Source organism: Cupriavidus malaysiensis (assembly GCF_001854325.1).
GTDB lineage: Bacteria > Pseudomonadota > Gammaproteobacteria > Burkholderiales > Burkholderiaceae > Cupriavidus > Cupriavidus malaysiensis.
This window is the reverse complement of the sequence record NZ_CP017755.1, coordinates 1,894,671-1,917,833: the sequence shown is the minus strand read 5'-3', so window position 1 is coordinate 1,917,833 and position 23,163 is coordinate 1,894,671. Positions and strand designations below refer to the sequence as shown.

Below are 23,163 nucleotides of genomic sequence, written 5' to 3'. Positions count from 1 at the left end.
GTGGCTCGGTCAAGGTGTTCTCCGATCAGCATGGCAAGGACCGCGGCGTGCGCCGCGGCTGCGGACATTGTCCACGAAGCGCGGCGCGCGTGTGCGGATGTCCCTGCGGCCAGGATGGTTCGCCGCGGGCCGTGCCTGCCGGCACCGCTGGCCCGTCGGCCAAGGTGTCGGCCGAGGGCGTCAGCCGGGGGGGGCGCCTATGCTATGGCGCCGGCAACGCCGGTAGGTGCGGCCGGAAGGGACGCTGCTCGACGTTGCCGGCGTGCGCCACGACCGCGGTCGCCTCGGGGACCTCCTCCCAGGCGCCGGGCAGGTCGATCAGCGGCTCCGAGAGGACCAGGAAGGCATCGTCGCCGGCGGCGGTGATGCGCCGGTCGTCCGGATAGAGCGCACGCAGGTGGCGGAACGAGGCACTGTGGAACAGCGAACGCGACTCTCCCTCGCTGGAATAGCGCACGGCCACGATCCGCTCGCCGTCGGTGGCGGCGACGGTCATGTTCAGTGGATGCTGGATGCCCTTGGCCGCGCCGGTGGCCTCCACCACGCCCACCATCTGCTCCAGCGCCTGCACCGGGTTGCGCTCCAGCCCGTAGGTCAGGGCGAGAAGGAACATGACCTCCGAATCGGTGGAGCCCTCGATGACGGGAAACAGGTCGGGGGCGATCATCAGCATCAATTCGCGCCGTACCGCCGGGTAGTCGCGGATCAGGCCGTTGTGGGCGAACAGCCAGCGGCCGTGCCGGAAGGGGTGACAGTTGGTCTCCTGCGCCGGGGTGTCGGTAGCAGCGCGCACATGGGCGACGAACAGCGGCGAGCGGATCGCCCGCGCGGCCTCGCGCAGGTTGCGGTCGCTCCAGGCCGGCGCCACGCAACGGTAGCGGAAGGGCGGCTCCGTCGGCACGCCATACCAGCCGACGCCGAAGCCGTCGCCGTTGGTGGTGGTATGGCCCATGCGCGAGTGCAGGCTCTGGTCGATCAGCGAGTGCTGGGCGCGGAACAGCACGGTTTCCAGATGGATGGGGTTGCCCGAATAGGCCAGCCAGCGGCACATGATCATTGCTCCTCGATGTCTCGCGCGGGGGCGGTCGCCGGAGGCGGCGCGGAGGGCGCGATGCCTGGCCATCAGCGTAGCACCGGGCGTGCATCGCAGGCGCGGGAGCGTCGGGCCGGACGGCAGCCGTGGACCGGATGATTTTTCCTTTTGTTCTATCTGTAAGAACTATATTGTGTTAGTAGGAATTTAGTGGTGAATGGGTCACGTGTGTGTCATATGCCACCGCTATGATGCGCCGCACAAGGGTCCGGCAGGCCAGAAGCCGCACGGGTCCGCCCTTTCACTCCCAGGGAAACACCATGTTGTTGCACGCTCGCAAGCCCTTGATCGGCTTCGCCATTTCCTGCGCCATCGGCGCCGGCCTGTACGCCTGCGGCGGGGATGATGTGCCCGCCACCAACGCCACCAACGCCGGCAATGGCGGCGGCACGCAGCCGACTTCGCCAACGACGCCGCCAGCTCCGCCGACGCCGGTGGTGCAGGGCCGCTGGACCACCGGCGACCTGCATGTCCACACCATTCAGTCGAACGATGCGCAAACGCCGCTGGCGGACGTGCTCGACCAGGCCTTTGGCAAGTACCAGCTCGACTGGATCACGCTGTCCAATCATCTGCGCGTATCGGACCGCGACCATACCGGCGCCGCCATCGCCGGTGGCAGCGTGGCGTTCTCGAAGGGCATGGCGCTGTACGAGCAGCCGGCCGTCAAGCAATGGCAGGCGGCGGGGCGTTATGCCGGCAAGCTGATCCTGTCCGCCACGGAATGGGACATGCCGACGCACGACCACATGAATATCGGCATCTTCGCGCCGAGCGGCGGCAAGCTCGAGACCGCGGCCAAGGCCGTTGCCAAGTTCGAGTACCTGTTCACCAACCGGTCGGACTCCCTGTTCGACCCGGTCGACGTGGCGGCCTGGAGCGCCGAGGGCCCCCGCAGCTACAGCACGCATGCGGACGCGCTCAAGGCGGTCGCCTGGCTCAAGGCCAATTATCCCGACACCAGCTACGCGCTGATCAACCATCCCTCGCGCAATCCGGGCAAGTACACGGCGGCGAACTTCCGCGAGTTGCACGACCTGGCGCCGAACCAGTTCTTCGCCATCGAAGGCATGGTGGGCGGCCAACTGGAGCCGGACCGCGGCGGCTACACCAGCGCCTACACGCCGGAGAACGCCAGGTCGCGTACCTATGGCGGAGTGGACTACATCGTGGCCCAGGTCGGTGGAATCTGGGACGCGCTGCTGGGCGAAGGGCGCCGCATCTGGAACGTGGCCAACTCCGACCACCATTTCGAGATGGCCAACGGCATCTACAGCAGCAGCTACTATCCGGGCGCCTATGCCAAGAACTACGTCTGGCTCAAGGATGGCAGTGCGCAGTCGCTGCTCGACGGATTGCGCTCCGGCAAGGGCTTCGCGGTCTATGGCGACCTGATCAACGCACTCGACTTCACGGTGTCGACCGGCGGCACCTCGCGCGAGATGGGTGGCGAGCTGCCAGTGAAGACGGGCGACAAGGTCACCCTCACGATCCGCTTCAAGAGCCCGGAGCGCAACAACTACGAATACCCGCTCGGCAGCGGCGTTTCCTTCAACGCGCGGCCGGCGGTCGACCATATCGACCTGATCGCCGGCGACGTGGTCGAGCGGCCGAAGCCCGGCACGCCCGCCTACGACAAGGACACCAACGACTCCACCAAGGTCATCGCTACCTTCACCCGCGCCGACTGGAAGGTGGACAAGGACGGCTACAACACCGTCACCTATACCTTCACCGCGACCGGCAGCCGCTATTTCCGCCTGCGTGGCACCAATCTGGGCCCCGATGTGGCCGGTGAGACCCAGGGTGGCAACCCCCTGGCCGACAGCCGCACGACTATCGCCGAGGACCAGGCCCGCTTCAATGCCATCAACCTGCGCAACTACAGCGACCTGTGGTTCTACTCGAACCCGGTTTTCGTCAGGCAGGCCGGATAAGCCGGCGCGGGGGCTGGGGCAACTCCTTGCCGGCCGCGCCGGCCCGTGGGCGTGGCACGGCCGCGCCACGCGGGCGAAAACCGCACGCCACATCAGGGTTTCCCCTTGTCGGCAGCGCGCCGCGGCAGTAAGGTGCGGGATCCGGCCGCGCGTGCGCGGTCTCCGCCCCGAATCCCTGCCCCCATGAATTCCCCCCTGAAAAGCGACCGCGACCGCAGCATCATGCTCTGGGTGGTGGCCGTCGGCTTCTTCATGCAGACGCTCGACTCCACCATCGTCAACACGGCATTGCCGGCCATGGCCCGCAGCCTCGGCGAGAGCCCGTTGCGCATGCAGTCGGTGATCATTGCCTATTCGCTGACCATGGCCGTCATCATCCCGGCCTCCGGCTGGCTGGCCGACCGCTTCGGCACGCGCACCATCTTCCAGACGGCGATCGTGCTGTTCGTGGCCGGCTCGGTGCTGTGTGCCTACTCCAGCCAGCTGGCGTGGCTGGTGGCGGCGCGGGTGATCCAGGGGGTAGGCGGCGCCATGCTGCTGCCGGTGGGGCGCCTGGCCGTGCTGCGCACCTTCCCGCGCGACCAGTACCTGCGGGCGCTGAGCTTCGTCGCCATCCCCGGCATGGTCGGGCCGCTGATCGGGCCCACGCTGGGCGGCTGGCTGACCCAGGCGCTGTCCTGGCACTGGATCTTCCTGATCAACGTGCCGGTCGGGCTGGCGGGCGGCATCGCCACGCTGCGCTATATGCCCAACAGCAAGCTGGCGGGCCTGGGTGGCTTCGACCTGGGCGGCTATGTGTTGCTGGCCACGGCCATGGTGACGCTGTCCTTCTCGCTGGACGGCCTGGCCGAGCTGGGCTTCCAGCATGCCACCGTGCTGATGCTGCTGATCGGCAGCATGGCGGCGCTGACCGCCTATGTGCTGCACGCCGGGCGCAAGAGCCAGCCGCTGTTCCCGCTCAAGCTGTTCCACATCCATAGCTTCAGCGTCGGGCTGCTGGGCAACCTGTTCGCGCGCATCGGCAACGGTGCCATGCCTTTCCTGATCCCGCTCACGCTGCAGCTCAGCCTGGGCTATTCGCCGCTCGACGCGGGCCTGATGATGCTGCCGGTCACCGCCGCCGGCATGCTGTCCAAGCGCATCGCCACCAACTTGATCGAGCGCCATGGTTACCGGCGCGTGCTGGTGGCCAATACCTTCACGGTCGGCCTGGCGATGGCCTCGTTCGCGCTGATCTCTCCGGCTCAGCCGCTATGGCTGCTGTTGCTGCAGCTGGCGGTGTTCGGCGCCGTCAACTCGGTCCAGTTCACTGCCATGAATACCGTCACGCTGAAGGATCTCGGCAGCGCCGGCGCCAGCAGCGGCAACAGCATGCTGTCGATGGTGCAGATGCTGTCGATGAGCCTGGCGGTGACCTCGGCCGGTGCCTTGCTGGCCACTTTCCAGCAGGTGTTCGGCGCCCACGGCCTGACCGGCGTGCTGCCGGCCTTCCATGCCACCTTCGTCTGCGTGGGGCTGATCACGTCGGCATCGGCCTGGATCTTCCTGCAACTGTCGCCGGAAGTGCGCCGGCATGCCGGCGAGCCGGCCCAGCCGGGCGACGAAGTGCTGCACTAGGCCGCATTCAGGCTGCATCGTTCCGGCGCGGCCGTCACGGCAGCAGGTGGCGCTGGAAGAAGGCCGTGATCTTGTGGTGAGCCTCGGCCACCTCGGCGCGGTCGAAGCCCGGCGGATCGTTCAGCAGTTCGCCGACGAGCCCATGCAGCCCGGGTGGCGGCGGCGACAGCAGCGCGCCGTGGCCGCCGTCGGGCAGGTCGGCCAGGTGCTCGCAGGTCTGGCAGGCCGCCAGCACCTGGTCGGCGTGGAAGCGCGGCGTCAGCCAGAGGTCCCGGCCGGCGGTGACGAGGCCGAGCGGCACCGCCGGCCGCACCAGCGAGTCCATGTCGAAGTCGGCCGCGGCCGGTACGCCCGCCACCACCGCCGCGATGCGCGGATCGTGGTCGACGCGCGGGGTGTCGTCGTCGAAGCGGAAGTGGATCACGCGCAGGGCCAGCCATCGTTTCAGGCCGTCGAGCGGCCCGCCGGTCTGCTCGGTGATCAGGCCGACGCAGGACTGGAAATCCTCGGCGATATGCGCGTCGCAGTGCCGCGCGAAGCGGGCCGGCGACCAGCGCCCGCCGGCCAGGCTCAGGGCGGTGTGGCCGCCGGCGGACATGCCGAACATGCCGACCTTGTCCAGGCGCAGCAGCGGCGCGAAGCGCGGATCGTGCCCGACCGCGTCGATGGCGCGCGACACTTCGGCGGGGCGGATGGTCCAGCTGTCGGGGCCCGGGTCGCTGGGATCGAGGTAGTTATCGGCGTGGTGCAGCGGCATGGCGACCACGAAGCCGGCCTCGACCAGTTCGCGTGCCAGGTCGGCATGCACCCAGGGGGCGCCGCCGGAGCCGTGCGAGATCACCACCAGGCGGCCGTTGCCGGGCACCGGGTGGCCGTCGGCCGCCACATCCAGCACGAAGCGCCCGCGCGGCTCGGGCCGGCTGGCGCTGTCGGACGGGTAATAGATCGTGACCGGCCCTTCCTGCGCCGTGGCCGGCAGCTCGGTCAGCCCCATCGATGCGTGCGCCAAGCCGCACAGCCATGCCAGCACCAGGCCGGCCCAACGTAAACCTTGCATGGAAACCCTCGTCAAATCGTCAAGAAGTGAAGGCGGGGCTCCGGCGCTTGCCGGAGACTGTCGTCCCGCCGAGGGAAGCATGGCCGGGCGCGGCGCCGCCGTCTCGCCGAAAGCCGCAGGCGGCTGGTGCGCGGCTGGCCGATTTCAGGAATCGGCCAGCTTCTGGCGCCGGTATTCGCTCGGCGTGGCGCCGGTGGCGGCCTTGAAGGCACGGTTGAACGGGCCGATCGACTGGAAGCCGGCTTCCAGCGCGATGGTCAGCACGGGCAGGGCGCGCCGGGCGGGATCGCTGAGCGCGGCCTGCGCTTCCCGCAGGCGGAAGCCGTTGACGAAGGCGCTGAAGTTGCGGTAGCCGAGACGCTGGTTGATGGCGCGGCGCAGGCGGTACTCCGGCACCGCCAGCCGGGCGGCCAGGCTGGCCACGCTGAGCTGCTCGCTGCGGTAGGCCTGCTCGTCGGCCATCAGCCGCAGCAAGGCGTCCACCAGTGCCTGTTCGGCCGCGTCGGCCGCGTTGGCCTGGCCGTTGCCGGCCGCCAGGGCTTCGGCAGGAGAGGGCGTGGGCGGGGGCGTTTCGGGCCGGGCGGGCGTGGCGTCGGCCGCCGTGTGACTGGGCGGCGGTGGGGGCGCTGGCAGCGGTCCGGGCTCCGGGGGCGCCATGGCGCGGGCCGAAGGAAACAATTCCGTGGCCGTCATGCGCAGCATGCTGCACGCCAGCGGTGCCACGATGCACAACAGCAGCGCGGTGTCGAGCGTCGCGCCGGCGTCCGAGAGCCGGCCATCGGGCGATGCGAGCCGGGCGGCAAGCTGCAGCAGGGTGTAGGCGACGCCGGCAATCACGATGAAGGCACGCAGCCGGCGCCTGCCCTCGATCAGGTCGCCGCGCCAGCCCTTCGCGGCGGCGATCATCGTCAGCACGGCGAACAGTCCCGGCAAGACGCGCTGCAGGGCTGTCGTGAAGGGCGCGACGGCCGAGCCGCTATGCGCCAGCACCGCGCAGTTCAGGGTGCCGAGCCCGCTCGCGGCGGCCCAGGCAAGCGCATGGACGGGGCGGAAGGCGAAACCGTCGTCGAAGAGCGCCTGCACGAAGATCCAGAGCAGCGCGGCATTGCCCACCGCGATGCCGACCAGCGGTGCCTGCCAGAGCCGCGGCGCCGACTGCTCGAACCAGGGCATGCTGCTCGCAACCTGCACGGCCAGGCCGGCGGCCAGTGCCGCGGCTGCGCGTGCCGCGGGCAGGGCCGGGCGGTCGCGCCCTAGCAGCGCGGCCAGCAGCGCCAGCAGGGCCAGTACCATGCCGCGCAGCATGGCATCGAACAGAGGGATAGGTAGTGACATCGTCATCGGGGGCCGGCCAGGGCCGGGCAGCCCGGCGTGGACCTCGCCAAGCTAGCGTGATGGCGTAGCAGTCGGGTGACCGGCATTCTCGCACGAAGGCGGGCAAAGTCGTGCTCCAGGGAGCCCTGGGTGGCCCTGGGTGCGGTGGGTGGCGAGATTGCGGGCCTTTCCTTATGGCCGGCCCCGATTCCTGGCCGGTGGGCGGATGCGGGTAGGTGGCGGTAGATGTGTGAGAGATCCCCGAGCCCGTAGTCCGGCAGGTGCGCAAGACTCCCACGGCGGCTGTTGAGAATGCGCTATAGCCGATTCCGCGTCGACGATCTGGATGGATTGAAAGCCGACCTGCTGGCCACCAGGGATGTCGTGCTCCGGCCCGATGCCGCGGCGAGCATCAGCGAACCCATGAAAGACGATGCGCAGTACGTCGGCGTCGTCGCGCTGTTCCGGGATAGCGGCAAGAGCGGGGTGTGGAAGCTGCTGATCCCCAGGAAGCAGTGGAAGTCGACGGATCCGGTGAAGATCGTCGCGAACGACAACGTCTTGGAACTGGTCGGCACGCAGCCGGAACCTGTCAAGCCGCAGGCGCCGCAGCAGAGCGCGCCGAATGCGCAGAAGGGGGCGCCGGCCGCGGACGGCGCGAAGGGGTGACGCATCGGGAACCGGACGCCATGGCCAGGCAGGGGGACGACCGAAGGCCGGCGGCGGCCCAGGCGGCGTAGCTGCCGGCACATGGCGGCCCGATGTCCAACGCTGGGACTCGTCGGGCGGATGAAAAGTTATGGAAATCGGCTGAAAACTCAATTTACATGACTTCCTGTGACGGATACAGTGGCCCCCATCGATGCCCCACGGAGACATGAACGTCATGGAAAAGCTCGCCCAGTACCGGCGTCCCTATTGGGATACCCAGCCGGAGTACCGCTTCGATCCCTATGCCTCGACCCAGCTGCGCTCGCCGGCCCAGCCGCTGGTGGCGCTGCCGCAGACACTGTCCGAGGTGACTGGTCCCGCCTACGGCGCGGAGTTCGTGCGCGCCGGTGACAACGACCTCACCGCCGGCCATGCCGGCGAGCCGCTCGGCGAGCGCATCCTAGTCAGCGGGCGTGTGCTTGACGAGAACGGTCGTCCGGTACCCGACGCGCTGATCGAGATCTGGCAAGCCAATGCCGCCGGCCGCTACCTGCATAAGCGCGACCAGCACGACGCGCCGCTCGATCCCAACTTCAGCGGCCAGGGCCGCGTGGTCACCGACGCCCATGGGCGCTACCAGTTCAAGACCATCAGGCCCGGCGCCTATCCCTGGCGCAACCACCACAACGCCTGGCGGCCGCAGCACATCCATTTCTCGCTGTTCGGCAATGCCTATGCGACGCGCCTGGTCACGCAGATGTACTTCCCGGGCGATCCGCTGCTGCCCTTCGATCCGATCTTCAACTGCGTGCCCGACGCCAAGGCGCGCGACCGCCTGATCGCCGCCCTGGACTGGGAGACCACGCAGCCCGAGTACGCCCTCGGCTACCGTTTCGATATCGTGCTGCGTGGCCGCGATGCCACGCCGATGGAGTAAGCCATGTTGTACGCCACCGCATCCCAGACCGTCGGTCCTTACCTGCATATCGGCCTGGAAGGCCTGTACTGCGAAGACCTGACCGCCCAGGCGCCGTCGCTGGAAGGCCGCCGCATCGTCATCGAGGGCCGCGTGCTCGACGGTAACGGCGATCCCGTGCCCGATGGCATGGTCGAGATCTGGCAGGCCAATCCGGCCGGCCGCTACCGCCATGCCGAGGACGCACGCGATCTCGAGCTGACGCCGGGGTTCACCGGCTTCGGGCGGGTGCCTACGGGGCCGCAGGGAGAGTTCCGTTTCGTCACCGTCAAGCCCGGCGCGGTGCCCGGGCCGGACGGCAGGCCGCAGGCCCCCCACCTGGTGGTGGCGGTGTTCATGCGCGGTCTGCTCAAGCACCTGACGACCCGCGTCTACTTCCCTGACGAGGCCGAAGCCAACGCGGCGGACTGGGTGCTGTCGAAGGTGCCGGCCGAGCGCCGGCATACGCTGGTGGCCGAGCAGGCCGGCCCGGCCCGCTTGCACTGGCAGATCGTGCTGCAAGGCCAGGACGAAACCGTATACTTCGATATCTGATTCACGGCATTGCACTGCGGTACCGCCGCCGTCGAGTGGCGGGCCGCTTTGCTGCTTCAAGCATGCCAACCAAGATGCCCACCGAGCACGCCCCCTCAGCATGCCCACTTCTTCCCGACTGACCGATCCCATGTTCGGCAGCCCCGCCGTGCTGGCCGCTTTCGCGGACACCGCCACGGTAGGCCGCATGCTGGAGGTCGAAGCCGCGCTGGCGCGTGCCCAGGCCCGCACCGGCGTGATCCCGGCCGAGGCGGCGGCGCGCATTGCCGCAGTCTGCGCCGGCGCGCCCGCCGAGGTGATCGACCTCGATGCCCTGGCCGCCGCCGCGGTGGCGGCCGGCAACCTCGCCATTCCCTTTGTGCGCCAGCTCACCGCGCGCGTAGCCGCGCTCGACGAGCCGGCCTCGCGCTATGTGCACTGGGGCGCCACCAGCCAGGACATCATCGACACCGCGATGGCGCTGCAACTGCGCCAGGCGCTGCTGGCGATCGAAGCCGAATTGCTGGCGCTGGGCGATGCCTGCGCCGCGCAAGCGCAGGCGCACCGCGCCACGCCGATGGTGGCGCGCACCTGGCTGCAGCACGCGCTGCCGATGAGCTTCGGGCTCAAGGCCGCCGGCTGGCTCGACGCGCTGCGGCGCGACCTGCTGCGGCTGGAGCGCGCCCGCGCGCAGGCAGCCGCGCTGCAGTTCGGCGGCGCCGCCGGCACGCTGGCCAGCCTGGGCGAGGCGGCGCCGGCCGTGGCGCGGGCCTTCGCCGCCGAGCTGGAACTGGCGCTGCCGGCCTTGCCCTGGCACGCGCACCGCGACCGTTTCGTCGAGGCCGCCGCCGCGCTCGGCATGCTGACCGGCACGCTGGGCAAGATGGCGCGCGATATCTCGCTGCTGATGCAGACCGAGGTGGGCGAGGTGGCGGAGCCCGCCGGGCCCGGGCGCGGCGGTTCCAGCACCATGCCGCACAAGCGCAATCCGGTCGGCTGCGCCGCCGTGCTGACCGCCGCCGTGCGCGTGCCGCCGCTGGTGGCGACGCTGCTGGCCGGCATGGTGCAGGAGCACGAACGCGCGCTGGGCGGCTGGCAGGCCGAGTGGGACACCCTGCCGCAGATCGCTGCGCTGGCCGCCGGGGCCCTGCGCCAGATGCGCGAAGTGGTGGCCGGCCTGCAGGTGGATGCGGCGCGCATGCGCGCCAACCTCGACCTGACCCACGGCCTGATCCTGGGCGAGGCGGCCATGCTGGAGCTGGGCGGACGCATCGGCCGCCTGCCCGCCCACCACCTGGTCGAGGCGGCCTCGCGCCGCGCCGTGGCCGAGGGCCTGACGCTGCGCGAGGCGCTGGCGCGGACCCTGGCCGACAGGGCGGACACGCCGGACGCGCCGGACACCGCGCCACTGCTGGATGCCGAGGCCCTGGATCGCCTCAGCGACCCGGCCAACTACGCCGGCCAGTCGGCCGCCTTCGCCGATGCGGCGGTGCAGGGCTGGCGCGAGGCCGTGGCGGCACGCGGACGCTGATGCCGACGCGGCGGCGGCCGCGCCGCCGTCCACCTTATATGCTTTATCGAACCGCCGGCCTCACGCGCCGGCGGCATGCTGTTCTCAGGAGACCGTCTTGCCCTATCTCGACCACGCCGGCGTCCGGCTCTACTACACCCTCGAAGGCCCGGCCGCCGCGCCGGTGCTGATCTTCTCGAATTCGCTCGGCACCGACCACGGCATGTGGGAGCCGCAGGCCAGCGCACTGGCCGGCCGCTTCCGCGTGCTGCGCTACGACACGCGTGGCCACGGCCAATCGGGCATGCCGGCGGCGCCGTTCACGGTGGCCGAGCTGGGGGCGGATGTGCTGGCCCTGATGGATGCGCTCCATATCCGCCGCGCGGCGTTCTGCGGCCTGTCGATGGGCGGCCTGACCGGCATGTGGCTGGGCGTCAACGCGCCGCAGCGCTTCACGCAGATCGTGCTGGCCAACACCGCCCCCAAGATCGGCAGCGCCGACATGTGGAACGCGCGCATCGACGGCGTCATGCGCGATGGCATGGCAGCGCTGGTCGACGGTTCGCTGCAGCGCTGGTTCACGCCGGACTTCGTGGCCGGCGCCGGCGACAGCCTCGATGACCTGCGCGCGGTGCTGGCCGGGCTCGACCCGCGCGGCTACGCCGCCAACTGTGCCGCCGTGCGCGACGCCGACCTGCGCGAAGCGGTCAAGACCATCCCGGTGCCGGTGCTGGTGATCGCTGGCAGCGCGGATCCATCCACCACCGCCGCGCAGGGGCGGGAGCTGGCCGAGGCGATTCCCGGCGCGCGCTACCGGGAGCTGGCCGCCGCCCACTTGTCGAACCGCGAGCAGCCGGAGCGTTTTACCGAAGCCCTGGTGGAATTCCTTGGCAGCGGGCGCGCCGCCCGCCTGGACGACGGCGCGCGCTATGCGGCCGGCCTGGGCGTGCGCCGCGCGGTGCTGGGCAGCGAGCACGTCGACCGCTCGCTGGCGCGGCTGACGCCGCTCAACGAGGAGTTCCAGGACCTGATCACGCGCTACGCCTGGGGCGAGATCTGGACGCGCGAAGGCCTGCCGCGCCATACCCGCAGCCTGCTGACCATCGCCATGATGGTGGCGCTCAACCGCAACGAAGAACTGCGGCTGCACCTGCGCGCCGCGGCCAACAACGGCGTGACGCCGGACGAGATCAAGGAAGTGCTGCTGCAGACCGCCATCTATTGCGGCGTGCCGGCGGCCAATTCCGCCTTTCACATGGCGGGTGAGATTCTCGGCGACGATGCAGGCTGAGGGAGCCAGCCGAAGGCGCAGGCTGAAGGGGACACGCTGAGGCGCGGGCGAGGGCGGCGCGCCGGCGCTGCCCGTACCCACCGCGCTCAGTCCGGCTCAAGCGGCACGAAGATGCGCGTGCCGCCGCGCTGGATCAGCAGCGCCACCCGCTTGCCGGCCTGCGCGGCCAGTTCGCGCAGCTGTGCGCCGCTGGCCACCGGCGTGCCGTTCAAGGCGAGGATCACGTCGCCGGCCTCGATGCCGGCCTGCGCCGCCGCGCCCGCCGCCTGTTCCACCACCAGCCCGCTGTCGAGGCCGCCCTGGCGCCGTTCGCCCGGGGTCAGGGGCCGCACCGTGATGCCCAGGCTGGAGCCGGAGCCCGGCATGGCCGGCGCCGCCACCTCGGTCAGCTTGCCGATCTCGATCGGCAGGTTCAGCGCCTTGCCCTTGCGGTAGAGCTTCAGCGTGGTGCGCGTGCCGGGGGCGATGTCGGCCACCTGCTCGGGCAGGTCGGCCGAATGCTCGATGGTGCGCTCGCCCAGTTGCACGATCACGTCGCCCGCCTGCACGCCGGCCTTGGCCGCGGGGCTGTCGGCGTCGACCATATTGACCAGGGCACCGGCCGGGCGCGGCAGTCCGAAGGACTGCGCCAGCGCCTGGCTGACCTCCTGCACCGCCAGGCCGATATGCCCGCGCGTGACGCTGCCATGGGCGATCAGCTCGTTCTCGACGCGGGTGGCGATGTCGATCGGGATGGCGAAGGAGAGGCCCTGGTAGCCGCCGGTCTCGCTGTAGATCTGCGAGTTGATGCCGATCACCTCGCCGTACTGGTTGAACAGCGGACCACCGGAGCTGCCCGGGTTGACCGCGGCGTCGGTCTGGATGAAGGGCACGTAGTTCTCTTCCGGCAGCGAGCGCGACTTGGCGCTGACGATGCCGGCGGTGACGGTGTTCTCGAAACCGTAGGGCGAACCGATCGCCAGCACCGGCTCGCCCACGCGCACGCGCGAGGCATCGCCGAGCTTGACGGTGGGCAGGCCGGTGGCGTCGATGCGCAGCACGGCGACGTCGCTGGGGCTGTCCACGCCGACCACCTTGGCCTTGAACTCGCGCCGGTCGATCAGCTTGACGGTGACGTCCTGCGCATTGGCGACCAGGTGGGCGTTGGTCAGCACCAGGCCGTCGGCGCTGACGATGAAGCCGGAACCCTGGCCCTGCACGAAGGACGGCTGGTCCTGGCCAGGCGGCCGCTGCGGCGGGCCGAAGCGGCGGAAGAACTGGTTGAAGGGGTCGTTGGAATTGCCGCTGGCCGGCCCGTCCTGGGTGTCCTGCGCATCGTCATCGTCCGCCTTGCCCTGGCTGGTGACACTGATATTGACCACGGCCGGCCCGTACTGCTCGACGATGGCGGAGAAATCCAGCGGCGCGCCGGGGCCGCGCGCCGGGGAGCCGGACTGGGCCGATGCCGCGGCAGGCAGGGCGGGCTCGTGGCGCAGGTAGGCCACGCCGCCGACGGCGACGGAGAGCGCGGCGGCGGCGGAAGCGTAGCGCACGAAGGCGGGGCGGATCATGGCGGGTCGTATGTGACGAAAGGAGCAGGTGGCGCATCGGGCATAGGCTGGCGCCGCATGGCTAGCCTAATCGGCAAGTCTTAAGCCAGCCTTAAGCCCGGCAACGGTGTAGAGGATGGGGGGCGTTGCCTGCACGGCCCCGCCTCACCGGCGTGCGGGGCGGAAAAACGACCCGCCGCGGCGGTGGACCAGCGTGCCGGGCAGCACACTGTTGAGCGCCTGCATGCGCAGCGGCTGGCCGGGCCGGTGCGCGTGGAGGGCGGGTGGGAAGGGGGGGAAGGGGGGAAGGGGCGGGCGAGAGCCCGCGGAAAGGCAGAAAGTCAGGCCGCTTCGTCCATCTGCAGTTCCGCCAGCAGCTTCTTCAACTCGGGCACGCAGGACCCGCAGTTGCCGCCGGCCTTGACGCAGGCGGTGACCTCCGCCGGTGTCTTCAGCCCGTGCCGGCGCACCGCGTCGCAGATGGTGTTGCGCCCGACGCCGAAGCAGGAGCAGACGGTCGGTCCGGCATCGGCGCCCTTTTCCAGTGGTTGGCCCAGCAGCAGCGCGATGCGGTCGGCATCTTCAAGGGCGTCCTGGCCGAACAGCGTGGCCATCCAGGCGCGCGAGGGCAGGTCGGGACGGGTGCTGACATAGAGGCAGCTTTCCAGGCGCTCGCCGACCACATGGGCGGCGTGGTAGATGCCGGCACTGCGGTCTTCGTACTCGATCCAGTCGGCCTCGTCATCCACGACACCCAGCAACGCGCGCGCCCAGGCGCCGCGCTCGGCCACGTTGTCGCGCCCGGCGAACTCGTAGCGCTGGAAGGCCTTGCCCTGCACCCGCGTCCAGTAGGTGAGCGGATCGAGCGGCAGGGGCCGCCGGCTGAGCACGAAGCCATGCCAGTTGACGCGGAATTCCTCCACCCGCACCGGGGTGTGCTTGAACTCGGGTTCGCCGGAGACGGGGTCCACCACGGGATTGACCAGGGCGCCGACACGGGCGTCGGAGCTGAACTGGTCGTTCCAGTGGATGGGGATGAAGATGCTGCCGCGCGGGATGCCGCCGCCGTGGCGCACGCGCGCAACCATGGCGCCCCAGCGGCTCTGGATGCGTGCCAGGCGGCCTTCGCCGACGCCGGCCAGCAGGGCATCCTGCGGGTGCATGTCGACGAAGGGCTCAGGCAGGTGCTCGCCCAGCCGGGCCGCGCGGCCGGTACGCGTCATGGTGTGCCACTGGTCGCGGACCCGGCCGGTGTTGAGGATCAGCGGAAACGCCTGGTCCGGCGCGTTGGCCGGCGCGCGCGGCGCGGTGGCCACGAAGCGGGCGCGGCCGTCGGCGTGGGCGAAGCGGCCGCCGGCGAACAGGCGCGCCATGCCGGCCGGCGGAACTGCCCCGTCGGTTGCCGCCGGCAGCGGCCACTGCACCGGCGCGAGGGCGTCATAGGCCTGGCGCGAGAGGCCGGCCAGGCCGCCGATGTCGAACACGCGCGGCACCCCGTCGGGGCCGTCGTGGTTGCGCCAGGCGCTCAGGCGCGCATGCTCGTCGAAGATCTCGTGCGGGCCGCTGTAGTCGAAGCCGGCGAACCCCATGCGGCGCGCCACTTCGCAGATCACCTGCCAGTCGGCGCGCGCTTCGCCGGGCGCGGCCAGGAAGGCGCGCTGGCGCGAGATGCGGCGTTCGGAGTTGGTCACCGTGCCGTCTTTCTCGCCCCAGCCGAGCGCGGGCAGCAGCACGTGCGCGCAGGCATTGGTGTCGGTGCGCTCGATGATGTCGGAGGCCACCACCAGTTCGCAGCGCTGCAGCGCGCGCCGCGCCCGGTCGGCGTCGGGCAGGCTGACCAGCGGATTGGTGGCCATCACCCACACCGCCTTGACGCGGCCGGTCTCGATGGCATCGAACAGCTCCACCGCCTTCAGCCCCGGACGCTCGGCCAGGGCCGGTGCCTGCCAGAAGGCGCGGACCAGCTCGCGGTGGCCGGCATCGCCGAGTTCCAGGTGGGCGGCCAGCATATTGGCCAGGCCGCCTACCTCGCGCCCGCCCATGGCGTTGGGCTGGCCGGTCAGCGAGAACGGCCCGGCGCCCGGTTTGCCGACGCGCCCGGTCAGCAGGTGGCAGTTGATCAGGCTGTTGACCTTGTCGGTGCCGGACGAGGACTGGTTCACGCCCTGCGAGAAGGCTGTGACCACCTTGGGCGTCTCGGCGAACCAGCGGTAGAAGGTCAGCAGGTCCTGTTCGTCGAGGCGGCAGGCGCGTGCCACCTCGGCGGGATCGGCGCCGCCCGCGCGCGCGGCGGCGAGCGCCGTCTCCAGCCCCGCGGTATGGGCTTCGACGAAGGCGGCATCGGCGGCGCCGTGGTCGACCAGCCAGGCCAGCAGGCCGTTGAACAGGCGCACGTCGGTGCCGGGCTTCAGCGCCAGGTGCAGGTCGGCCAGCTCGCAGGTGGCGGTGCGGCGCGGATCGATCGCCACGATGCGCAGATCCGGACGGGCCTCCTTGGCGCGTGCCAGGCGCTGGTAGAGGATGGGATGGCACCAGGCGGCGTTGGAGCCGACCAGCACCACCAGGTCGGCCAGTTCCAGGTCTTCATAGCTGCCCGGCACCAGGTCTTCGCCGAAGGCGCGCTTGTGGCCGGCCACCGCCGAGGACATGCACAGACGGGAATTGGTGTCGATGTTGGCGCTGCCGATGCAGCCCTTCATCAGCTTGTTGGCGACGTAGTAGTCCTCGGTCAGCAACTGTCCGGAGACGTAGAGGGCGACCGCGTCCGGGCCGTGGCGCGCGATCACGTCGGCGAAGCCGCGCGCCACCGCGTCGAGCGCTTCGTCCCAGCCGGCCCGGCGCAGGCCGCCGTCGGGCGTGCGCAGCTGCGGCGCCAGCAGGCGCCCCTCCAGGCCGAGCGTTTCGCCAAGCGCCGAGCCCTTGACGCACAGCCGGCCCTGGTTGGCGGGGTGGGACGGATCGCCGCCGACCTCGATGCGTCCGTCGGCCTGCAGGGTGGCACGCACGCCGCAGCCGACGCCGCAATAGGGGCAGGTGGTGGCGACCGCCGCGCCGGCGTCGGCGGAGGCACTGGCGGAGGCAGCCGGGCCGGTGGCGGTGGCCACGACGGGGATGTCGGAGAGATTCACGCTGTCTGTCTACCTGTCTACCTGTCTACCTGTCTGTCTACCTGATGGGGGCGTGCCGGCGACTGCCGCACGGCTACGCGGCCAGTGCCTCGCACTGGGCGCGGCCGAACAGCAGCCGCTGTCGCATCGCGCCGACGCTGGCGCGGCGCTGGATCAGGTCGAAATACCAGGGGCCGTCCTGCACGTCGCCGTACAGCACGGCACCCACCAGGCAGCCGTCCTCCAGTACCAGCCGCTTGTACACGCCGCGCCGGGGGTCGCGCAGCACCAGGTCCTCGCTGGCTTCGCCGCCGAGGAAATCGCCGGCCGAGTACAGGTCGACCCCGGTCACCTTGAGCTTGGTGGCGGTGGCCTGCTGGATGTAGCGGCGGTGCCCGGCGCCGGCCAGGTGGGCGGCGCACACGCGCGCCTGGTCCCAGATCGGCGCGACCAGGCCGAAGGTGGCGTTGCGGTGCTGCACGCATTCGCCGACGGCATAAATGCGCGGGTCATAGGTCTGCAGCGTGTCGTCGACCAGGATGGCGCGCTCGCAGCGCAGTCCGGCGGACTGCGCCAGGGCGGTGTTGGGGCGGACGCCGGCGGTCATCACCACCAGGTCGGCCGGGATCTGGCTGCCGTCCTGGAAGCACACGCCGGTCACGCGCTCCTCACCCAGGATGCCGCTGGTGCGGGCATCGAGCAGGAAGCGCAGGCCGCGCCGCTCCAGCGCCTGCTTGAGCAGGGCCGAGGCGGGTTTGTCGAGCTGGCGCTCCATCAGGCTGTCGGTGGCGTGCACCACGGTCACCTCCATGCCCTGGCGCAGTAGGCCGTTGGCCGCCTCCAGGCCGAGCAGGCCGCCGCCGATCACCACCGCGTGCCGGTGGCGGCGCGCCGCCGCCAGCATCTGCTCGACGTCATGGATGTCGCGGAAGGCGATCACGCCCTCCAGCTGGTGTCCGGGCACCGGCAGGATGAACGGCTTGGAGCCGGTGGCCAGCAAGAGCCTGTCATAGCGCACTGCGCGGCCGGACTCGGCGCGCACCAGGCGGCGCGGGCGGTCGATGGCCACCACCGGGTCGCCCGCCAGCAGCTCGATGCCATGCTGCGCGTACCACTCGGGCGTGTTGAGCATGATGTCGTCGACCGTCTTCTCGCCCGCGAGCAGCGGCGACAGCAGGATGCGGTTGTAGTTGCCGTGCGGCTCGGCGCCGAACACCGTGATGTCGTACAGGTCCGGCGCCAGCCGCAGCAGTTCCTCGACCGTGCGCATGCCGGCCATGCCGTTGCCGACCACCACCAGCCGGGGTTTGGCGGGGGAAGTCATGCCGCCAGCTCTTCGGCTTCGGCTTCGCGCGCCACCGCCGCGGCGGCGACCCAGACCTTGCCGCCGTAGACACGCGCCGGGTAGGCATCGACCGAGTGCTGCGGCGCCTCCAGGCATTCCCCGGTGCGCAGGTCGAAATGGTGCTTGTAGATCGGCGACGCCACCACCAGGTGCTCGCCGAGATTGCCCACCAGTCCGCGCGACAGCACCGCGGCCTGGGCGTTGGGGTCGTAGTTGTCGAGGGCGTAGACTTCCTCGCCGCGCCCGATGCGGAACACGGCGATCTGCTGGCCATCGACCAGGGCGCAGACACCAGTATTGGGCACGATCTCGCGCAGGGTGCAGACGGCGGTCCAGGTTTCCGCTTGATGGGTATGGCTCATCACGTTCTCCTTGATTTCATGCTGCATTGGCGGGCACGGCGACCACGGGAATGTGGCTCACGCGGGAACGCTGCAATTTCCGTTCCTCCGGCGTGGCGGGGCGGATCTGGCCGCGCTCTTCCATGAAGACCAGGTTGTCGTCGCGGTGATCGCTGTTGACGAAGTGGCGGAAGCGGCGGCGCGTTTCCGGATCGGTCACGGCGCGCTTCCATTCATCCTCGTAGGTATCGACCACGTGCTGCATCTCGGCTTCCAGTTCGGCGCCGAGGCCGAGCTTGTCGTCGACCACCACGGCCTTCAGGTAGTCGAGCCCGCCTTCCAGGTTGTCGCGCCAGACGCTGGTGCGCTGGAGGCGGTCGGCGGTGCGGATGTAGAACATCAGGAAGCGGTCGATGTAGCGCATCAGGGTGTCGCGGTCGAGGTCGCCCGCCAGCAGTTCGGCATGGCGCGGCTTCATGCCGCCGTTGCCGCATACGTACAGGTTCCAGCCGCGCTCGGTGGCGATCACGCCGACGTCCTTGCCTTGCGCCTCGGCGCACTCGCGCGTGCAGCCGGACACGCCGAACTTGATCTTGTGCGGGGCGCGCAGGCCCTTGTAGCGGTTCTCCAGCGCGACCGCCAGGCCGACCGAGTCGTCGACGCCATAGCGGCACCAGGTCGAGCCCACGCAAGACTTCACCGTGCGCAGCGACTTGCCGTAGGCGTGGCCCGACTCGAAGCCCGCGGCGATCAGTTCTTCCCAGATCCGCGGCAGTTCTTCCAGGCGCGCGCCGAACATGTCGACACGCGCGCCGCCGGTGATCTTGGTGTACAGGCCATACTTCTTGGCGATGCGGCCGACCGCGATCAGGCCGTCCGGCGTGACCTCGCCGCCGGGCATGCGCGGCACCACGGAATAGGTGCCGTCCTTCTGGATGTTGGCGAGGAAATAGTCGTTCGAATCCTGCAGGCCGGCGTGCTCTTCCTTCAGCACGAAGTCGTTCCAGCACGAGGCCAGGATGCTGCCCACCGCCGGCTTGCAGATGTCGCAGCCCAGGCCCTTGCCGTGGGCAGCCAGCAGGTCGTCGAAGGACTTGAACTTGCCGACCCGCACCAGGTGGTAGAGCTCCTGGCGCGAGTAGGGGAAGTGCTCGCACAGGTGGTTGCTGACCGCCAGGCCCTGCTTCTGCATCTGCGCCTTCATGATCTGCGTGACCAGCGGCACGCAGCCACCGCAGGCGGTGCCGGCCTTGGTGCATGACTTGAGCGCGCCGATGCTGGTGGCGCCGTCGCTGACGGCGGCGCAGATCTCGCCCTTGCTGACGTTGTTGCAGGAGCAGATCTGGGCGCCGTCGGGCAGCGCGTCGGCGCCGAGCGCGGGGCGCGCCTTGCCGTCGGCGGCGGGCAGGATGAGGAATTCAGGCGATTCCGGCAGCTCGATGCGGTTGAGCATCATCTGCAGCAGGGTGCCGTACTCGGCCGCGTCGCCGACCAGCACGCCGCCCAGCAGGTGCTTGCCGCACTCGGACACGACCAGCTTCTTGTAGACCTGCTTGCGCTCGTCGGCGAAGTGGTAGGCGCGGCTGCCCGGCACCTGGCCGTGCGGGTCGCCGATGCTGGCCACGTCCACGCCCATCAGCTTGAGCTTGGTGCTCAGGTCCGCCCCGGCGAACGACGCCGCCTCGCCGCGCAGCTGGCGCGCCACCACGCGCGCCATGTCGTAGCCGGGCGCGACCAGGCCGAATACCTTGCCCTGCCACAGTGCGCATTCGCCGATGGCGTAGATATGCGGGTCCGAGGTCAGGCACTGGTCGTCGATGGCGATGCCGCCACGCTCGCCGACACGCAGCCCGGCGGCGCGCGCCAGTTCGTCGCGCGGGCGGATGCCGGCCGAGAACACGATCATGTCGGTGTCGAGGTGGCTGCCGTCGGCGAAGCGCATGCGATGGGTGCCGTGCTCGCCGTCGACGATCTCCAGCGTGTTCTTGCCGGTGTGGACCGTCACGCCGAGCGCCTCGATCTTCTGGCGCAGCATGCGGCCGCCGCCGTCGTCGACCTGCACCGCCATCAGGCGCGGGGCGAACTCCACCACATGGGTCTGCAGGCCCATGTCGCGCAGCGCCTTGGCGCATTCGAGGCCGAGCAGGCCGCCGCCGATCACCACGCCGGAGCGGGCGTGGGCGCCGCGGGCCTGCATCGCTTCCAGGTCTTCGATGGTGCGGTAGACGAAGCAGTCGCGGCGGTCCTTGCCGGGCACCGGCGGCACGAAGGGGTAGGAGCCGGTGGCCAGCACCAGCTTGTCATAGTGCAGCGTCTCGCCGCCGGCCGTGGTGACCGTGCGCGCGGCGGTATCGATGGCGGCGGCACGGTCATTCAGGCGCAGCAGCATATTGCCGTGCTCGGCGAAGAAGCCGGGCGCCACCAGCGAGAGGTCGTCGGCGGACTTGCCCGAGAAGAACTCGGACAGGTGCACGCGGTCGTAGGCGGGGCGCGCTTCCTCGCACAGTACCGTCACCGTGAGGTCCTGGGCGCCGGACTCGGCCAGGCATTCCAGGAACTTGTGGCCGACCATGCCGTGTCCGATGACGATGATATTCATGATGCTTTCCTTGCTGGGGCGATCCGGTGGCGGGATTGGGCCTGGGACTGGGGATCGGCTGGCTCAGTTGGCCAGGGCGTTGTCATAGAGGGCTTGTTCGCTGGCCTTGTGGTCGGCGCTGAAGCGGATAGCGATGGCGCACAGGGCGGCGCCGACCGCGACCAGGCCGAGCACCGACAGCGTCAGCTGCAGGTTGCCCAGGCCCTTGAGCAGGAAGCCGGCCGCGACCGCGCCGACGTTGCCGCCCGCGCCGATGATGCCGGCCACGCCGCCGAGCGCCTTGCGGTCGATGAAGGGCACCAGCGCATAGGTGGCACCGCAGGCCATGTGGGTGAACAGGCCGAAGGCGAGCATGGCGGCCAGTGCCAGCGCGAAGTGGTCGGCGTGGGCGAACCACAGCAGCCCCAGGCCCTCGCCGAGGATCAGCACGAACAGCAGCGTGGTGCGTGCGTCCAGGCCGCGGCGCCGCGCCACCTTGTCCGACAGCCACCCGCCCAGGGCACGGGCGAACAGGGCAAGCAGGCCGAAGCTGGCGGCGGCCATGCCGGCGCTGCCGAGCGACAGGCCGAAGCGGTCGACGTAGTAGCTCGCGGCCACGTTGTGGATGAACAGCTCCACGCCGAAGCAGGCGCCATAGGTGATGAACAGCAGCCACACGCGGTAGTTGGCGCTGGCGGCGCGGAAGCTGTCCCAGCCGCCCTTCTTGCCGCCGTCGATGGCGATGCCGCGGGCGCGCAGTTCGGCGTAGTTGCCTTGCGGGCAATCCTGGGCGTAGCGCCAGTAAAGCGCGGCCATGGCCAGCATCAGCACGCCCGGCACCAGCAGCGCGAGGCGCCAGCCGAGCGCATGGTCCACGCCCAGCATCAGCACGGCGGCCAGCAGCAGCGGCATCGCGCCCTGCGCCACGCCGCCGCCGGCATTGCCCCAGCCGGCGCTGGCGGCGTTGGCGGTGCCGACCACGTTGGGCGCGAACATCACCGAGGTGTGGTACTGCGTGATGACGAAGCTGGCCCCGACCGCGCCGATCAGCAGGCGGAACACCAGGAAGGTCTCGTAGTTGCGGGCCAGCGCCACGCCCAGCACCGGGATGGCGCCGAGTGCCAGCAGCGCGGTATAGGTCTTGCGCGGGCCGAAGCGGTCGCACATCGGGCCGATCACCAGCCGCACGAGGATGGTGACGGCCACCGCGGCGATATTGATATTGGCGATCTGCGCCGGGGTCAGGTGGAACTCACCCTTGAGCACCGGCATCAGCGGCGCGCAGGCGAACCAGGCGAAGAAGCAGACGAAGAAGGCCATCCAGGACAGATGGAAGGCGCGCATCTGCGGGGTGCGCAGGCTCAGCAGTTCGATGCGGGTGGCTTTGCCGTTCATGGGCGGGCTCCGGAAAACAAAAGGCGTCCCGCGAACCGGTCGCAGACCGGTCCAGGGGACGCCGTTGTCCTGACGCCGGCCACATGGGATGGCCGGCGCGCTGTTTGTCAGGCGAACCGCCGTTGGTCCGCCTGCGTTCCATTACGCAAGCGCTGTGCCAGGGACTGCAAGTGCCTTATCGGTTGTTTTCCACCGAAGGAGGTGCGCGCCACTGGCGCCGCCATCCGCTTGCCGCGGCGCATCATGCGCCATGCCGGGGAATTGGCGGGAGGGGGCGGGAGGGGCCGCACGCGAATGGTGCGGCGCAATGCATCAAGCGGGTGCCGTGCCGGCGCCGGCTCAGGCGGCCGGCGGCATGTCGGCGACGTCGGCGGCGCCGGAGGTGGTAGTGCGGGTGGCGGTGCGCGGAATGCGCTGGACCGCGATGTCCGACGGCGAGACCGGCTCGCCCGTATCGTCCACCAGGGCGGCATGGACGGGCCGGCCGCTCGTGCGTGCGCGCAGCACCACCGGTCCCTGGCCATCCGGACTGAGGTGGGCATCCCCCCATTGCATCAGGCCGACCAGCACCGGCAGCAACTCGACGGCGGCGCGTGTCGGGCGATATTCGAAGCGCTCGCGCGCGCCGGGCTCGCGGTAGCCGACGCGGCGCAGGATGCCGGCGTCCGTCAGGGTCTTCAGGCGTGCTGACAGCACTGCCGGCGAGCATTGCAGGCGTTCGAGGAAGTCGTCGAAACGCCGGATGCCGTGGAAGACATCGCGCAGGATCAGCATCGTCCACTTCTCGCCGATCAGCGCGAGCGTGGCCGCGATGGAGCATTGGTCGAGGACAGGGTCGCGCGGTTTCATGATGAGATCAGCATAGCATGCTGACTTCATTTGCAAAACTCAGGTTCTCCCCTATACTCT

General features: G+C 70.1%; 17 protein-coding genes and 1 pseudogene. 7 read left to right on the top strand and 11 right to left on the bottom strand.

All coding sequences use genetic code 11. The annotated features are described in order from the left end of the window. Nucleotides 1–202: 202 nt before the first annotated feature. The gene (locus BKK80_RS28005; RefSeq protein ID WP_071040551.1) at nucleotides 203–1,051 is read right to left on the bottom strand and encodes a class II glutamine amidotransferase; all 849 of its coding nucleotides are present in this window, start codon (nucleotides 1,049–1,051) and stop codon (nucleotides 203–205) included. A 302-nt stretch (nucleotides 1,052–1,353) separates the two neighbouring features. Between BKK80_RS28005 and BKK80_RS28000 the strand changes: the two genes are divergently transcribed. After that, nucleotides 1,354–3,030, top strand: coding sequence for an S-layer protein (locus BKK80_RS28000; RefSeq protein ID WP_071072167.1), 1,677 nt, complete (start codon nucleotides 1,354–1,356; stop codon nucleotides 3,028–3,030). Nucleotides 3,031–3,213: 183 nt separating this feature from the next. Continuing rightward, nucleotides 3,214–4,647: a multidrug transporter subunit MdtD gene (mdtD, locus tag BKK80_RS27995; protein WP_071019820.1), complete on the top strand. Its 1,434-nt coding sequence runs from the start codon at nucleotides 3,214–3,216 to the stop codon at nucleotides 4,645–4,647. Nucleotides 4,648–4,681: 34 nt separating this feature from the next. Here the strand turns inward: mdtD and BKK80_RS27990 are convergent, their stop codons facing one another. The 3 genes and pseudogenes from BKK80_RS27990 to BKK80_RS37590 form a co-directional block, all read right to left on the bottom strand. Next, complete coding sequence (locus BKK80_RS27990; RefSeq protein ID WP_071072165.1) at nucleotides 4,682–5,704, bottom strand: alpha/beta hydrolase family protein; 1,023 nt, start codon at nucleotides 5,702–5,704, stop codon at nucleotides 4,682–4,684. Between the two features lie 144 nt (nucleotides 5,705–5,848). Continuing rightward, entirely contained in the window at nucleotides 5,849–7,039 is a 1,191-nt protein-coding gene (locus tag BKK80_RS27985; RefSeq protein WP_236903806.1) for a helix-turn-helix domain-containing protein, read from the bottom strand. Between the two features lie 197 nt (nucleotides 7,040–7,236). Continuing rightward, a pseudogene (locus tag BKK80_RS37590) lies at nucleotides 7,237–7,335 on the bottom strand (type VI secretion system baseplate subunit TssE); the annotation flags it as partial. On the opposite strand from BKK80_RS37590, the gene tssJ reads away from it, so the two are divergent. From tssJ to pcaDC, 5 genes are all read left to right on the top strand, one after another. After that, nucleotides 7,331–7,687: a type VI secretion system lipoprotein TssJ gene (tssJ, locus tag BKK80_RS27980; protein ID WP_071072162.1), complete on the top strand. Its 357-nt coding sequence runs from the start codon at nucleotides 7,331–7,333 to the stop codon at nucleotides 7,685–7,687. The pseudogene BKK80_RS37590 and the gene tssJ sit on opposite strands and share 5 nt — an antisense overlap. Nucleotides 7,688–7,904: 217 nt before the next feature. After that, the gene (gene pcaH / locus BKK80_RS27975) at nucleotides 7,905–8,606 is read left to right on the top strand and encodes a protocatechuate 3,4-dioxygenase subunit beta (protein ID WP_071022510.1); all 702 of its coding nucleotides are present in this window, start codon (nucleotides 7,905–7,907) and stop codon (nucleotides 8,604–8,606) included. Between the two features lie 3 nt (nucleotides 8,607–8,609). Beyond that, nucleotides 8,610–9,179, top strand: a complete 570-nt coding sequence (gene pcaG, locus BKK80_RS27970; RefSeq protein ID WP_071019831.1) for a protocatechuate 3,4-dioxygenase subunit alpha — start codon at nucleotides 8,610–8,612, stop codon at nucleotides 9,177–9,179. Nucleotides 9,180–9,309: 130 nt separating this feature from the next. After that, nucleotides 9,310–10,689 carry a 3-carboxy-cis,cis-muconate cycloisomerase gene (locus tag BKK80_RS27965; RefSeq protein WP_071072160.1) on the top strand — a complete coding sequence of 460 codons (1,380 nt, stop codon included), beginning with the start codon at nucleotides 9,310–9,312 and terminating at the stop codon, nucleotides 10,687–10,689. Nucleotides 10,690–10,786: 97 nt separating this feature from the next. Continuing rightward, complete coding sequence (gene pcaDC / locus BKK80_RS27960) at nucleotides 10,787–11,959, top strand: bifunctional 3-oxoadipate enol-lactonase/4-carboxymuconolactone decarboxylase PcaDC (RefSeq protein WP_071072158.1); 1,173 nt, start codon at nucleotides 10,787–10,789, stop codon at nucleotides 11,957–11,959. 86 nt (nucleotides 11,960–12,045) lie between these two features. Here pcaDC and BKK80_RS27955 read toward each other — a convergent pair whose 3' ends face one another. The 7 genes from BKK80_RS27955 to BKK80_RS27925 all read right to left on the bottom strand — a co-directional run bounded on the left by BKK80_RS27955 (nucleotide 12,046) and on the right by BKK80_RS27925 (nucleotide 23,103). After that, nucleotides 12,046–13,509, bottom strand: coding sequence for a Do family serine endopeptidase (locus BKK80_RS27955; protein ID WP_071072155.1), 1,464 nt, complete (start codon nucleotides 13,507–13,509; stop codon nucleotides 12,046–12,048). Between the two features lie 320 nt (nucleotides 13,510–13,829). Beyond that, a complete protein-coding gene (locus BKK80_RS27950) occupies nucleotides 13,830–16,616 on the bottom strand; it encodes a nitrate reductase (protein WP_071072154.1) in 2,787 nt (928 codons plus the stop codon). Nucleotides 16,617–16,689: 73 nt separating this feature from the next. Next, a complete protein-coding gene (locus tag BKK80_RS27945) occupies nucleotides 16,690–17,919 on the bottom strand; it encodes an NAD(P)/FAD-dependent oxidoreductase (RefSeq protein WP_071072152.1) in 1,230 nt (409 codons plus the stop codon). Further along, nucleotides 17,916–18,302 carry a nitrite reductase small subunit NirD gene (gene nirD, locus BKK80_RS27940; protein WP_071019848.1) on the bottom strand — a complete coding sequence of 129 codons (387 nt, stop codon included), beginning with the start codon at nucleotides 18,300–18,302 and terminating at the stop codon, nucleotides 17,916–17,918. The genes BKK80_RS27945 and nirD overlap by 4 nt, the downstream gene beginning before the upstream one ends. Nucleotides 18,303–18,318: 16 nt before the next feature. Next, nucleotides 18,319–20,880, bottom strand: a complete 2,562-nt coding sequence (gene nirB / locus BKK80_RS27935; RefSeq protein WP_071072150.1) for a nitrite reductase large subunit NirB — start codon at nucleotides 20,878–20,880, stop codon at nucleotides 18,319–18,321. Between the two features lie 63 nt (nucleotides 20,881–20,943). Continuing rightward, nucleotides 20,944–22,254, bottom strand: coding sequence for an MFS transporter (locus tag BKK80_RS27930; protein WP_071072148.1), 1,311 nt, complete (start codon nucleotides 22,252–22,254; stop codon nucleotides 20,944–20,946). Nucleotides 22,255–22,593: 339 nt separating this feature from the next. Then, nucleotides 22,594–23,103, bottom strand: a complete 510-nt coding sequence (locus BKK80_RS27925; protein WP_071072146.1) for a winged helix-turn-helix transcriptional regulator — start codon at nucleotides 23,101–23,103, stop codon at nucleotides 22,594–22,596. Between the last annotated feature and the right edge of the window lie 60 nt (nucleotides 23,104–23,163).